Origin of the sequence: Streptomyces sp. NPDC014734, assembly GCF_043083325.1 — a bacterium.
Classification (GTDB): domain Bacteria; phylum Actinomycetota; class Actinomycetes; order Streptomycetales; family Streptomycetaceae; genus Streptomyces.
This window is the reverse complement of the sequence record NZ_JBIBYN010000017.1, coordinates 85771-98282: the sequence shown is the minus strand read 5'-3', so window position 1 is coordinate 98282 and position 12512 is coordinate 85771. Positions and strand designations below refer to the sequence as shown.

The 12512-nt window shown below is 70.5% G+C and carries 13 protein-coding genes; 10 read left to right on the top strand and 3 right to left on the bottom strand.

Translation table 11 applies throughout. The features are described from left to right. Positions 1-2: 2 nt before the first annotated feature. From ACF1CT_RS25000 to pssA, 6 genes are all read left to right on the top strand, one after another. Positions 3-2015: a protein meaA gene (locus ACF1CT_RS25000; protein WP_391786170.1), complete on the top strand. Its 2013-nt coding sequence runs from the start codon at positions 3-5 to the stop codon at positions 2013-2015. Continuing rightward, positions 2012-3031 (top strand): HpcH/HpaI aldolase/citrate lyase family protein, encoded by a 1020-nt coding sequence (locus ACF1CT_RS24995; RefSeq protein ID WP_391786169.1) that lies wholly within the window; start codon positions 2012-2014, stop codon positions 3029-3031. The genes ACF1CT_RS25000 and ACF1CT_RS24995 overlap by 4 nt, the downstream gene beginning before the upstream one ends. Before the next feature lies 1 nt (position 3032). Beyond that, positions 3033-3566, top strand: coding sequence for a MaoC family dehydratase (locus tag ACF1CT_RS24990; protein WP_391786168.1), 534 nt, complete (start codon positions 3033-3035; stop codon positions 3564-3566). Continuing rightward, positions 3563-4768: an acyl-CoA dehydrogenase family protein gene (locus tag ACF1CT_RS24985; RefSeq protein ID WP_391786167.1), complete on the top strand. Its 1206-nt coding sequence runs from the start codon at positions 3563-3565 to the stop codon at positions 4766-4768. The genes ACF1CT_RS24990 and ACF1CT_RS24985 overlap by 4 nt, the downstream gene beginning before the upstream one ends. A gap of 181 nt (positions 4769-4949) precedes the next feature. Continuing rightward, positions 4950-5597: a phosphatidylserine decarboxylase gene (locus ACF1CT_RS24980; RefSeq protein ID WP_391786166.1), complete on the top strand. Its 648-nt coding sequence runs from the start codon at positions 4950-4952 to the stop codon at positions 5595-5597. A 22-nt stretch (positions 5598-5619) separates the two neighbouring features. After that, positions 5620-6441, top strand: coding sequence for a CDP-diacylglycerol--serine O-phosphatidyltransferase (pssA, locus tag ACF1CT_RS24975; protein ID WP_391786253.1), 822 nt, complete (start codon positions 5620-5622; stop codon positions 6439-6441). A 101-nt stretch (positions 6442-6542) separates the two neighbouring features. On the opposite strand, the gene ACF1CT_RS24970 is transcribed toward pssA, so the two are convergent. Then, positions 6543-7574 (bottom strand): zinc-binding alcohol dehydrogenase family protein, encoded by a 1032-nt coding sequence (locus ACF1CT_RS24970; protein ID WP_391786165.1) that lies wholly within the window; start codon positions 7572-7574, stop codon positions 6543-6545. Between the two features lie 287 nt (positions 7575-7861). Between ACF1CT_RS24970 and ACF1CT_RS24965 the strand changes: the two genes are divergently transcribed. Next, a complete protein-coding gene (locus ACF1CT_RS24965; RefSeq protein ID WP_391786164.1) occupies positions 7862-8416 on the top strand; it encodes an SRPBCC family protein in 555 nt (184 codons plus the stop codon). Positions 8417-8580: 164 nt separating this feature from the next. On the opposite strand, the gene ACF1CT_RS24960 is transcribed toward ACF1CT_RS24965, so the two are convergent. Then, the gene (locus ACF1CT_RS24960; RefSeq protein WP_391786163.1) at positions 8581-9696 is read right to left on the bottom strand and encodes a glycerate kinase; all 1116 of its coding nucleotides are present in this window, start codon (positions 9694-9696) and stop codon (positions 8581-8583) included. A 130-nt stretch (positions 9697-9826) separates the two neighbouring features. Here ACF1CT_RS24960 and ACF1CT_RS24955 point away from each other — a divergent pair, with 130 nt between their 5' ends. Beyond that, the gene (locus tag ACF1CT_RS24955; RefSeq protein ID WP_391786162.1) at positions 9827-10321 is read left to right on the top strand and encodes an NUDIX domain-containing protein; all 495 of its coding nucleotides are present in this window, start codon (positions 9827-9829) and stop codon (positions 10319-10321) included. 67 nt (positions 10322-10388) lie between these two features. Next, positions 10389-11138 (top strand): NAD-dependent deacetylase, encoded by a 750-nt coding sequence (locus ACF1CT_RS24950; protein WP_391786161.1) that lies wholly within the window; start codon positions 10389-10391, stop codon positions 11136-11138. 30 nt (positions 11139-11168) lie between these two features. Here the strand turns inward: ACF1CT_RS24950 and ACF1CT_RS24945 are convergent, their stop codons facing one another. Beyond that, on the bottom strand, positions 11169-11573 hold the full coding sequence (locus ACF1CT_RS24945) for a (2Fe-2S) ferredoxin domain-containing protein (RefSeq protein WP_391786160.1): 405 nt from the start codon (positions 11571-11573) through the stop codon (positions 11169-11171). Positions 11574-11908: 335 nt separating this feature from the next. Between ACF1CT_RS24945 and ACF1CT_RS24940 the strand changes: the two genes are divergently transcribed. Further along, positions 11909-12493, top strand: a complete 585-nt coding sequence (locus ACF1CT_RS24940) for a TMEM165/GDT1 family protein (RefSeq protein ID WP_391786159.1) — start codon at positions 11909-11911, stop codon at positions 12491-12493. Positions 12494-12512 lie beyond the last annotated feature (19 nt).

Sequence of the window (12512 nt, the reverse complement as noted above, 5' to 3'; positions counted from 1 at the left end):
CGATGAGCGAACGCCAGAAGGACCGCCCGTGGCTCATGCGGACGTACGCCGGCCACTCCACCGCCGAGGCGTCCAACGAGCTCTACCGCCGCAACCTCGCCAAGGGCCAGACAGGCCTGTCCGTCGCCTTCGACCTGCCGACCCAGACCGGGTACGACCCCGATCACGTCCTCGCCCGCGGCGAGGTCGGCCGGGTCGGTGTGCCCGTCTCGCACCTCGGTGACATGCGGCGGCTGTTCCAGGACATCCCCCTGGAGCGGATGAACACCTCGATGACGATCAACGCCACCGCGATGTGGCTGCTGGCCCTCTACCAGGTGGTCGCGGAGGAACAGGGCGCCGACGTCACCACCCTCCAGGGCACGACGCAGAACGACATCGTGAAGGAGTACCTCTCGCGCGGGACGCATGTCTTCCCGCCCGGTCCCTCGCTGCGGCTGACCACCGACATGATCGCGTACACGGTCAGCCGCATCCCGAAGTGGAACCCGATCAACATCTGCAGCTACCACCTCCAGGAGGCGGGAGCCACCCCGGTCCAGGAGATCGCCTACGCGATGTCGACGGCCGTGGCCGTCCTGGACGCCGTACGGGACTCCGGTCAGGTGCCCGGGGAACGGTTCGGCGATGTGGTCGCCCGGATCTCCTTCTTCGTGAACGCGGGCGTCCGCTTCATCGAGGAGATGTGCAAGATGCGCGCCTTCGGCCGCATCTGGGACCGGATCGCCCGCGAGCGGTACGGCATCGAGAACCCCAGGCAGCGCCGCTTCCGCTACGGCGTCCAGGTCAACTCGCTCGGGCTGACCGAGGCGCAGCCGGAGAACAACGTCCAGCGCATCGTCCTGGAGATGCTGGCCGTCACCCTGTCCAAGGACGCCCGCGCACGGGCCGTCCAGCTGCCCGCCTGGAACGAGGCGCTCGGACTCCCCCGGCCCTGGGACCAGCAGTGGTCGCTCCGCATCCAGCAGGTGCTCGCGCACGAGAGCGATCTGCTGGAGTACGAGGACATCTTCGCCGGATCGCATGTCGTCGAGGCGAAGGTGGACCAGTTGGTCACCGAGTCGCTTGCCGAGATGGACCGGATCGAACGGATGGGCGGCGCCATGGCAGCCGTCGAGTCCGGTTATCTGAAGTCCGAGCTGGTCTCCTCGCACGCCGCCCGCCGGGCCCGGATCGAGAGCGGCGAGGAGAGGATCGTCGGCGTCAACATCCACGAGACGACGGAGCCGAACCCGCTCACCGCCGACCTCGACGGAGCGATCATGACGGTCGACCCCGCCAACGAGGCCCGGGTCGTCGCCGCCCTGCACGAATGGCGCGACAACCGTGACGAGGCGCGCGCCACCGAGGCACTTGCCTCGCTGAAGAAGGCCGCCGCGGGCACCGGGAACCTGATGGGGGCGACCGTGGAGTGCGCCCGGGCGGGTGTCACCACCGGGGAATGGTCCTGGGCCCTGCGCGACGTCTTCGGCGAGTTCCGGGCGCCGACGGGCGTGTCCTCGGCCCCCGTCGCGGTGACCGCGGAGGCCGGGACCCCGCTCGCCCTGGTCCGCGAGAAGGTCGCCCGGACCGCGGCCGACCTGGGATCCGGGCGGCTGCGGCTGCTGGTGGGCAAGCCCGGCCTGGACGGGCACTCCAACGGCGCCGAGCAGATCGCCGTGCGGGCCCGTGACGCCGGGTTCGAAGTGGTCTACCAGGGGATCAGGCTGACGCCCGAGCAGATCGTGTCGGCCGCCCTGGCCGAGGACGTGCACTGCGTCGGCCTGTCGATCCTCTCCGGTTCGCACGCCGAGCTCGTCCCGGACGTGCTGACCCGGCTGCGCGAGGCGGGCGCCCCGGACATCCCGGTCATCGCCGGCGGGATCATCCCGCCCGCCGACGCCGAGGCCCTGCTCGGGGCGGGCGTCGCCGCCGTGTTCACCCCGAAGGACTTCGGTATCACGGAGATCATCGGCCGTATCGTCGACGAGATCCGGAAAGCGAACAAGCTCGACCCTCTGGAGGTCCCCGCATGACTGCCGTCAACCGCCCGTCCGTCTCCCACCACCACCCTCAAACGACGTCCCCGGGGGACGGCACCTCCCGCCTGCGCCCGCGCCGCTCCTGCCTGGCCGTGCCGGGCTCGAACCCGCGGTTCCTGGAGAAGGCCCAGGGCCTCCCGGCCGACCAGGTCTTCCTCGACCTGGAGGACGCCTGCGCCCCGCTCGCCAAGGAGGGGGCGCGGCACACCATCGTCGACGCCCTGAACAAGGGCGACTGGACGGGAAGGACCCGGGTCGTACGGGTCAACGACTGGACCACGCACTGGACGTACCGGGACGTCGTCACCGTCGTCGAGGGCGCCGGGCAGAACCTCGACTGCGTCATGCTGCCGAAGGTCCAGGACGCCCAGCAGGTGATCGCGCTCGACCTGCTGCTGACCCAGATCGAGAAGACGATGGGCTTCGAGGTCGGGAGGATCGGCATCGAGGCGCAGATCGAGAACGCCAGGGGTCTGGTGAACATCGACGACATCGCCGCCGCCTCGCCCCGGCTGGAGACCCTGATCTTCGGCCCCGCCGACTTCATGGCGTCGATCAACATGAAGACCCTGGTCGTCGGCCAGCAGCCGCCCGGCTACGACGCGGACGCCTACCACTACATCCTGATGCGGATCCTGATGGCGGCCCGCGCGCACGACCTCCAGGCGATCGACGGCCCCTTCCTCCAGATCCGGGACGTGGACGCGTACCGCGAGGTCGCCGGCCGTGCCGCGGCCCTGGGCTTCGACGGCAAGTGGGTGCTCCACCCGGGCCAGGTCGAGGCGGCCAACGAGGTGTTCTCGCCGTCGCAGGAGGACTACGACCACGCCGAACTGATCCTCGACGCCTACGAGTGGTGCACCTCGGAGGAGGGCGGCAAGAAGGGCTCGGCGATGCTCGGCGACGAGATGATCGACGAGGCGAGCCGCAAGATGGCCCTGGTCGTCGCGGGCAAGGGACGCGCGGCCGGCATGCGGCGCACCTCGAAGTTCGAAGCCCCGGAGGCCTGACATGCAGTTCGGACGCACCTACGAGGAGTTCGAGGTCGGCGCGGTCTACAAGCACTGGCCCGGAAAGACGGTCACCGAATACGACGACCACCTCTTCTGCCTGCTGACCATGAACCACCACCCGCTGCACATGGACAGCAATTACGCGGAGACGACGACCGATTTCGGAAAGAACGTCGTCGTCGGCAACTACATCTATTCCCTGCTGCTCGGGATGTCGGTCCCGGACGTCTCCGGAAAGGCGATCGCCAACCTGGAGATCGAGTCGCTGAAGCACGTCGCGCCGACCTTCCACGGCGACACGATCTACGGCGAGACCACCGTTCTGGACAAACGGGCCTCGAAGTCCCGCAGCGACCGCGGGATCGTCCACGTGGAGACCCGGGGCCACAAGCAGGACGGGACGCTGGTCTGCGTGTTCCGCCGCAAGGTGATGGTTCCCACCGAGACGTACATCAAGGAGCGCGGCGGTGAGCAGCCCGGCCGCCCCGAGCCGAGCCGGCCCTCGCAGAAGAACGTGGAGAAGAAGTCATGACACGACTCGCCCGGACTTCCGGTCTCACCGATGTCCAGCAGGAAATCCTCGCCACGGTCCGGGATTTCGTCGACAAGGAGATCATTCCGGTCGCGACCGGTCTGGAGCACCGCGACGAGTACCCGACCGAGATCGTCGAAGGGCTCAAGGAACTGGGTCTCTTCGGTCTGATGATTCCCGAGGAGTACGGGGGTCTGGGCGAGTCGCTTCTCACCTACGCGCTGTGTGTGGAGGAAATCGCCCGGGGCTGGATGAGCGTCTCCGGAATCATCAACACGCACTTCATCGTGGCGTACATGCTGAAACAGCACGGCACCCGGGAACAGAAGGACGCATTCCTGCCGCGGATGGCCCTGGGCGAGATCAGGGGCGCCTTCTCGATGTCCGAGCCCGCGCTCGGTTCGGATGTCTCGGCGATCACTTCCAAGGGCGTCAGGGACGGCGAGGAGTACGTCCTGAACGGCCAGAAGATGTGGCTGACGAATGGGGGCACGTCCTCGCTCGTGGCCGTCCTGTGCCGGAGTGACGAAGGCCACCCCGAGGGCACCCCTCCGCACAAGTCGATGACGACGTTCCTGGTCGAGAAGGAGCCCGGCTTCGGCGAGGTGCGTCCCGGACTCACCATTCCCGGCAAAATAGACAAAATGGGCTACAAGGGCGTCGATACGACCGAACTCATCATGGACGGCCTACGAATTCCGGCCAATCGCGTACTGGGCGGCACCACCGGCCGGGGTTTTTACCACATGATGGACGGGGTCGAGGTCGGCCGGGTAAATGTGGCCGCGCGTGGCTGCGGTGTCGCGCAGCGTGCGTTCGAGCTGGGTGTTTCGTACGCCCAGCAGCGCCAGACCTTCGGAAAGCCGATCGCACAGCATCAGGCGATCCAGTTCAAACTGGCCGAAATGGCCACCAAGGTCGAGGCCGCCCATGCCATGATGGTGAATGCGGCACGCAAAAAGGACTCCGGCGAACGAAATGACCTGGAGGCAGGGATGGCGAAGTACCTCGCCTCCGAGTACTGCAAGGAAGTCGTCGAGGACGCCTTCCGGATCCATGGCGGCTACGGCTTCTCCAAGGAGTACGAGATCGAGCGCCTCTACCGGGAGGCCCCGATGCTGCTGATCGGCGAAGGTACCGCCGAGATCCAGAAAATGATCATTGGGCGCCGACTCCTTGAGGAGTACCGGTTCCAGGGGTGATTGTCCCTTTAAAGCCGATTTGGTAGCGAAGAAGATCACACCCTGTCATCCTCAGTCAGTGCCTTCCCGCCGTCCGACTCGGCTGCTGGCTTGCCCAGTTGCGGCTCGCAACCGATAACATCGCCGGAAAAGCCGCCGTCCCCCGTTGCCAGCGCGGCATCATCCGCTACGAAGGTCATCCATGCCCGACAGCCAAACCTCTGCACCGCGCGGTGGCGTCCGCCTCGCGCGCGGAGCTTCGCCGTGGCTCCTCCCGACTGTCGCCACCGCAGCGCTCAGCCTCACCCGGGCACGCAAGTCCGGGCGCTGGGCCGCGGTGGCCGTGCCCACCACCGCGCTCGCGGCGGGCATGCTGTGGTTCTTCCGGGACCCCGAGCGCGAGATCACGCAGGGCCGGGTCATCTCACCGGCCGACGGCGTGGTGCAGAGCATCATGCCGTGGAAGGACGGGCGCACCCGCGTCGCGATCTTCATGAGCCCGCTGAACGTCCATGTGAACCGTGCGCCCCTGGCCGGTACGGTGACCTCGGTCGAACACGTCCCGGGTGGGTTCGTTCCGGCGTTCAACAAGGAGAGCGAGAACAACGAGCGCGTCGTCTGGCACTTCGACACCGAGCTCGGCGACATCGAGATGGTGCAGATCGCGGGCGCGGTCGCACGACGCATCGTCCCCTACGTTCCCCAGGGCACGAAGGTGGAACAGGGCGAACGCATCGGTCTGATCCGCTTCGGCTCCCGGGTCGACATCTACCTGCCGGAAGGTGTCGAGGTCGCGGTCGAGGTCGGGCAGGCCACCACCGCGGGGGTGACTCGAATTGACCGTGATTGATCCCGAGACCCAGGCGGGCTGGGTGCCCGAGGCGGAGTCCGAGGAGGACGCCGGCGAGGACATGCCTCTCTCGCTGCGGCTGTCGATAGCCGACACCCTCACTCTCGGCAACGCCACGTGCGGTTTCATGGCGGTGTACTTCACCACCACCGGAATCCTCATCCCGCACCTCACGGGCAGCGACGAGAGCGGCATGGCCCGGCACTCCGCGGCCACCGCCGTGATCCTGATGCTCCTGGCCGCGGTGTTCGACCTCTTCGACGGGCTCGTGGCGCGCAAGCTGCGCTCCTCCCCGATGGGGGCCGAGCTGGACAACCTCTCGGACCTGATCAGCTTCGGGCTGGCGCCGGCGTACTTCGTCCTCGTCTACGGCATGGTCGCGGACGACGCACATCAGCGGGTGTCGGCGCTGGCGGCGGTGGTGGTGCTGCTGGCGGTGGTGCTGAGGCTTGCCAGATTCTCCTGCGTGACCATGAAGGACGGCATGTTCCAGGGCATGCCGAGCCCCTTCGGAGCGCTCACCATCGTCTCGATCGTGCTTCTGGAGCTGTACTTCGTTCCGACGCTCCTGGCGATCATCGGGGTGGCGTGGCTGATGGTGAGCCGCGTCGAGTACCCGAAGCCGCGGGGCATCCTGGCGGTGGCGATGCTCAGCTGGATCGTCGCCGCGATGGGGCTGCTGGCCGCATGGGCGCTGGACGCCCCGGGCGGGCAGCTGCTCCTGCAGACCGGCTGCGCGCTCCAGGTGGTCCTCGGTGCGGTCATCCCGCTCTTCGCGACGGCGCGGCGGGTGAACACCTTCCGCGGCAACCGGCGCGAGGCGAGGGCGGCCCAGCTGCCGTAGCGGTGTCGCGGCTCAGCGCATGCGAGAGGGCCCCGGAAGCTCACCAGAGCTTCCGGGGCCCTCTCGCATGCGCGCGGGAGAAACTCCGGGGCGGCGGGAGCTCAGCCGGGCACGAGCACGGCGGCCCCGTGCACCCGGTCGGCCGACAGGTCGGCGAGCGCGCGGTCGGCCGCGTCCAACGGGTACGGACTCACCGTGACCCGGATGCCGATGCGCCGGGCCAGCGCGAGAAACGCGCGACCGTCCTCACGGGTGTTGGACGTGACACTGCGCAGCTCGCGTTCCTGGAAGAGATGGCGCCGGTAGTTCAGCACGGGAATGTCGGACAGGTGGATACCGGCGATCGCCAGCGTCCCCGACCGGTCCAGTGCCTCCATCGCCACCGGCACCAGGTCTCCGACCGGGGCGAACAGGATCGCCGAGTCCAGCGGTTCCGGCGGACGGCCGTACGCGTCCCCCGCCGAGGCGGCGCCCAGCTCCAGCGCGAGTGCGCGTGCCTGTTCCGACCGGGTCAGCACATGGACGGTGGCCCCCTCGGCGAGGGCCACCTGGGCCGCGAGGTGGGCCGAGGCGCCGAAGCCGTAGATACCGAGCCGCCCGCCCGGGGGCAGCGCGCTCCGTCGCAGGGAGCGGTACCCGATGATGCCCGCGCAGAGCAGCGGCGCGAGCCGGACCGGGTCCTGGTCGTCGGGGAGCCGGTAGGCGAAGTCCTCCGGGAGCAGCGCCGTGCCGGCGAAGCCGCCGTCCGCGTCCCAGCCGGTGTAGACGGACCGCGGGCAGAGGTTCTCCCGCCCGCCGCGGCAGTACCGACAGCTCCCGCACGTGCCGCGCAGCCATGCCCCGCCGACCCGGTCACCGGTCCGGAACCGGCCCGTCCCGCCGCCGGCGGACGTCACCCTGCCCACGATCTCGTGGCCGGGGACGGTGCCCGGTCTGTGGGGCGGGAGGTCGCCCTCGGCGAGGTGGAGGTCGGTGCGGCAGACGCCGCAGGCCTCGATCTCCAGCAGCAGTTCCCCCGGGCCGGGGACGGGTGTCTCGCGGCACACGCGTACCAGGGGGCCGGTGCCGATCGGACCTGGTGTCCGGACGGCCCAGGCGGTCCGATCGGCCGGGGCGGAACGGGAAGCAGCCACGCCTCCAGCGTGCGGCGGCCGGGGCGCGGGGGCAAACCGTCCGACGGGGCGGACGAGCCCGGCAGCGGTGTGGCGCCCTCCGCGTCGGGGCGCTTCTATCAGGAGAAGGCGGCCTCGCGTGCGCGACGCTCCGCGGAAGCGGCGGACGAGGCGCCGGGAATCACTCCATCGGTCGCGCGAGGAGTGCGCGGCTCCGCCCCGCGCAGCAGGCTGAGGGACGACGGCACCGCGACGAGGGTGACCGGACGCCGGAACCCGGGCGGCCGGACACCGTAAGAGGTGGAGTCATGCCCCGTGTGTCTGCGCATGTCCATGTGTCCCGTCCCGCCGACGAGATATTCGCGTTCCTCCGGGATCCGCGGAATCTGGCCGTGTGGTCGTCGAGCATCGATCGCGTGATCGAGGGCCCGGTCGCCACGGAGGTCGGCTCCACGTACACCTGCAAGTTCCCGGGCAGACGGAGGGCGCACCGTCTCACGTGCACCGCGAGCGCACCGGTCGAGTACCTGGCCTTCCGGGGGGCGCGGATGTGGACCCCGCTGGGCCGGCACTCGCCGGAACTGGAGTTCCGGCTGCGTCCCGGCCGACGGGGAACGCTGGTGCAGGTGTCGGTCAAGCCCCACCTGGACGGCGGGATGATCATCCTCGCCCCGTTCGTGACGATGGCGTGGCGTCGTGACCTGCCGGTGGAGTTGCGGTGTCTGTCGGAGTTGCTGACCGGCGGCGAGCAGACCGGGGGCGAAGATACCGAGGGCGAACGGTCCGGGACCGAGGAGCCCGGGCTCCGACGGTCGGACGCCGACACGGGCGGCGGTCACGGCACGGCATCCTTCCCCGGTTGAACCGGTTGAACCGGTTGAACCCGTTGGGGAGGTTGAGCCGGTCGGGACGGTTGAGGTGGAAGGGACGGGGCGCCCGCCCGGCACCCGGAGGGCCGGGCGGGCATGGCACTCGGTGGAGCGGCGACCACGGCCCGTGGCGGCCCGTCCCGCTCGGGCCGGGCCCGCTACCGCAGGAAGTCGCGTGCGATCGACTCGGCCGCTCGCTCCAGCAGCGGACCCGCCTGGGCCATCGAGACCGCCGGGTCCGGCTCCAGGTCCGCGAGCGCGTAGGCGCGGCGGATCCCCGCACCGGCCAGGGCCTCGGGCGGCAGGGCCAGGCGACCGCAGACCGCCACGACCTCGATGCCCGCCGCGCGGGCCGCCGCGGCGACGCCCGCCGGGGCCTTGCCGTGCAGGGTCTGCTCGTCGAGCGAGCCCTCTCCGGTGATCACCAGGTCGGCCCGTGCCAGCGCGGGGGCGAAGCCGAGGACGTCCAGCATGACCTCGATCCCGGGACGGAACCGGGCTCCGAGGGCGACGAGCGCCCCGTAGCCGATGCCGCCCGCCGCGCCCGCTCCGGGCAGCCGGGCGTGGTCCGGGCCCAGAAGGGACGCGTAGTGGGCGAGCGCGGCATCGAGGAGCGCGATGTCCGCGTCGGTGGCGCCCTTCTGCCGGCCGTAGACCTCGGGGGCCCCCTTGGGCCCGGTCAGCGGGTTGTCGACGTCGCTGGCGAGGATCAGGTCCACATCGGCCAGCCGCGGGTCGAGGCCGGACAGATCCGCCTCGGCGAGGTCGCGGAGCCCGCCGCCGCCGGGGCCGACGGGTTTGCCGTCCGCGTCCAGGAAGCGGGCGCCGAGCGCGGTCAGCATGCCCGCGCCGCCGTCCGTGGTGGCGCTTCCCCCCACTCCGAACACGATCGTGCGGGCGCCCGCGTCGAGCGCCGCGGCCAGGAGTTCGCCGGAGCCGTACGTGGTGGCCGTGAGTGGGGCGAATTCCCCGGCGGGGAGGAGCTGGAGACCTGACGCCTCGGCCATCTCCACCACCGCTGTGGTGCCGCGCAGCGCGTACGCGGCGGTCACCGGTTCCCCGAGCGGTCCGGTCACCCGTGCCGTGCGGTGCTCGAATCCGGCGGCCACCGCCGCCGCCACCGTGCCGTCACCGCCGTCCGCGACCGGCAGGGTCTCGACCCGTGCTCCGGGAACGACCCGCCGCAGCCCTGCCGTCACGCGCTCCGCGACCTGTACGGCCGTGAGAGACCCCTTGAACTTGTCCGCCGCGACGAGTACGCGTGCGGTCTCCATCACTGCTCCGTCCGCCACTTTGCATCCCTTGCTCTCGAACAGGCAGTCGCGCCGCCCCCGACCCTATCCGCAGCGGATACCCGCTGCCCAGGGCCGTCTCACGGTCGCCGCCCCCGGCTACGCTGCCCCCGTGACCACCACTGACTACGCCACCTACATCGCGGGGCTGCCCCGCGTCCTGGCCGCCGCGGCCACCGTGTTCCGGGACGCCCGCGGCCGCGTCCTGCTCGTCGAGCCGAACTACCGCGAGGGCTGGGCCCTGCCGGGCGGAACCGTCGAGTCCGACGAGGGGGAGAGCCCCAGGCAGGCGGCACGGCGTGAGACGGCCGAGGAGATCGGCCTCGATCTGCCGCCGGGACGGCTGCTCGCGATCGACTGGTCACGCGGCCCGCGGCGCCCGCCCATCGCGGCGTACCTCTACGACGGCGGTGTGCTGGACGAGGCGGCACTGAAGGAGATCCGGCTCCAGGAGGAGGAGTTGCTGTCCTGGGAGCTCGTCGGGCGCGACGACTTCGACCGCTATCTGCGCAGCGGTCTCGCGCTGCGCCTGGGGGCGGCTCTGGACGTTCTGGACTCCGGCGGCGGCCCGGTGGAACTGGAGGACGGCCGCCCGGTCACCGGCTGACGTCCTGCCGGTCGCACCCCGCCGAAACGGCCTCGCGAGTGCCCGCGCCGCTGCGTACGCTCGGGCCATGACACTCGTCGCGATCCTCAGCGGCGCCGGGATCTCCACCGATTCCGGCATTCCCGACTACCGCGGCCCCCAGGGGCTTTGGCGCAAGGACCCGGAGGCCGAGAAGCTCGTCACGTACGACTTCTACATGGCCGACCCGGAGATCCGTCGCCGTTCCTGGCAGATGCGTCGCACGAGCGCGGCCTGGGGCGCGGAACCGAACGCGGCGCACCGTGCGGTGGTGGAGCTGGAGCGATCCGGCACCCCGGTGCGGGTGATCACGCAGAACGTCGACGGGCTGCACCAACTGGCGGGGCTGTCCTCCCGCAAGGTTCTCGAACTGCACGGCACGGCCCGCGAGACGGTCTGTACCTCCTGCCGTGCCCGCGCGCCCATGGCCGAGGCGCTGGCCCGCGTCGAGGCGGGCGAGGCCGACCCCTCGTGCACGGTCTGCGGGGGCGTCCTGAAGTCGGCGACGGTCATGTTCGGTGAGCGGCTCGATCCGGTGGTGCTGGGCGAGGCGATGGCGATCGCCGAGGCGTGTGAGGTCTTCGTCGCCGTCGGTACGACGCTCCGGGTGCAGCCCGCCGCCTCGCTGGCCGGGATCGCGGCCGATCACGGGGCGCGACTGATCGTGGTGAACGCCGAACCCACGCCGTACGACGAACTTGCCGAGGAGATCGTCCGTGAACCCATCGGAACCGCTCTTCCGGCGTTGCTGAAGCGGCTTGCCGCGCCCCCGGACGCGGGCGTGGGCGCGCGCGGCTGAGCGGGCGGCGGTCCGGTACGGGCGAGGCCCTCAGCGATCGAGTTCCCGCTGTACGCGGCGGGAGGGGCGGAAGGTGTACAGGTCGAGGATCTCCGGCGGATCGGCCAGTCCGGGACCGCCCGCCTCGACCCAGGCCGCGATGTCCCGCACCGCGTCCGGATCGTTGACCAGGCCGAGCCAGACCGGGCGGCCCCCGGCGCCGCGCCCCCGCGCCGAGGGCTGGACGACGATGACATTGGCCTGCTCGCAGGCGTCCAGGCATTCCACGGCGCGGACCGTGGCCACCGTGTCGAGTGCCCGGCGCAGTCCGGAGAGCTGACCGGCGTGATCCACGTCCGGGATCTTCGGCGTTCCGCAGCAGCAGCCGCGGCAGACGCTGACGGTGGGCCGGGATGTGCCCCGGGCGGGGGCGGCGTCGAGGGTGCGGCGGCTCATGCGGGACGGCTCCGGGTGGTGGTTCTGACGATCACGCGGGGACTGTACCGATCCCGTCCCCGGCTCGAACATCTGCGCTCCACCGGTGGCCGGTGGGGTAGAGTGGTGCGCTGCGAAGGGGAGTAGCCCCGCGAACCGGTCGTCGACACACTGGAACCCCCGGGTTCCCGGTGGCCGGGCCCGTGGATTTCCGCGGGCGGGCGAGACCTTCGGTCAGGTATGACGCGCCCGCGCCCCGTGGGTGTCGATGTCGTGCCGGGCCGAGTGGTCCTCCGGGAGCCCGAGTGGCGCTTCGCGAAGGCCCGGGGCCCGGCTCTCACAGAAAGCCACCCGGAATGCACCTCGACCCCCTGGCGATCTTCACCGCCTTCGGGCTGATCTTCCTCGCCGAACTCCCGGACAAGACCATGTTCGCGTCCCTCGCCATGGGCACGCGCATGAAACCGTTGTACGTCTGGTTCGGTACGTCGTCCGCGTTCATCGTGCACGTCGCCATCGCCGTCGGTGCGGGCAGCCTCATCGGGCTGCTGCCGGGCTGGCTCGTCAAGGTCGTCTCCGCCTCCCTGTTCGCGTTCGGGGCGTTCATGCTGCTGCGGGCCGGTGGCGGCGATGACGAGGAGGAGGGCGGCACCCGGACGGTGACCGGGTTCTGGCCCGTCTATTCGACGGCGTTCATGGCGGTCTTCATCAGCGAGTGGGGTGACCTGACCCAGATCACCACGGCCAACCTGGCGGCGAGCAACGGCACCTGGTCCACGGCGATCGGGTCCGCCGCCGCGCTGATGTCGGTCTCGGCGCTGGCGCTGCTGGCGGGGCAGTTCATCGCGAAGCGGGTGCCGCTCAAGACCGTTCAGCGGATCGGCGGCATCTGCATGCTGGGCCTGGCGGTCTGGACCGTGGCGGAGATCTTCGTCGGCTGACGTCGCACGCCGCCGCGGA

Coding starts and splice junctions, on each gene's coding strand:
- ACF1CT_RS25000 (WP_391786170.1), top strand. CDS start 3: ATGAGCGAACGCCAGAAGGACCGCCCGTGGCTCATGCGGACGTACGCC.
- ACF1CT_RS24995 (WP_391786169.1), top strand. CDS start 2,012: ATGACTGCCGTCAACCGCCCGTCCGTCTCCCACCACCACCCTCAAACG.
- ACF1CT_RS24990 (WP_391786168.1), top strand. CDS start 3,033: ATGCAGTTCGGACGCACCTACGAGGAGTTCGAGGTCGGCGCGGTCTAC.
- ACF1CT_RS24985 (WP_391786167.1), top strand. CDS start 3,563: ATGACACGACTCGCCCGGACTTCCGGTCTCACCGATGTCCAGCAGGAA.
- ACF1CT_RS24980 (WP_391786166.1), top strand. CDS start 4,950: ATGCCCGACAGCCAAACCTCTGCACCGCGCGGTGGCGTCCGCCTCGCG.
- ACF1CT_RS24965 (WP_391786164.1), top strand. CDS start 7,862: ATGCCCCGTGTGTCTGCGCATGTCCATGTGTCCCGTCCCGCCGACGAG.
- ACF1CT_RS24960 (WP_391786163.1), bottom strand. CDS start 9,696: ATGGAGACCGCACGCGTACTCGTCGCGGCGGACAAGTTCAAGGGGTCT.
- ACF1CT_RS24950 (WP_391786161.1), top strand. CDS start 10,389: ATGACACTCGTCGCGATCCTCAGCGGCGCCGGGATCTCCACCGATTCC.
- ACF1CT_RS24945 (WP_391786160.1), bottom strand. CDS start 11,573: ATGAGCCGCCGCACCCTCGACGCCGCCCCCGCCCGGGGCACATCCCGG.
- ACF1CT_RS24940 (WP_391786159.1), top strand. CDS start 11,909: ATGCACCTCGACCCCCTGGCGATCTTCACCGCCTTCGGGCTGATCTTC.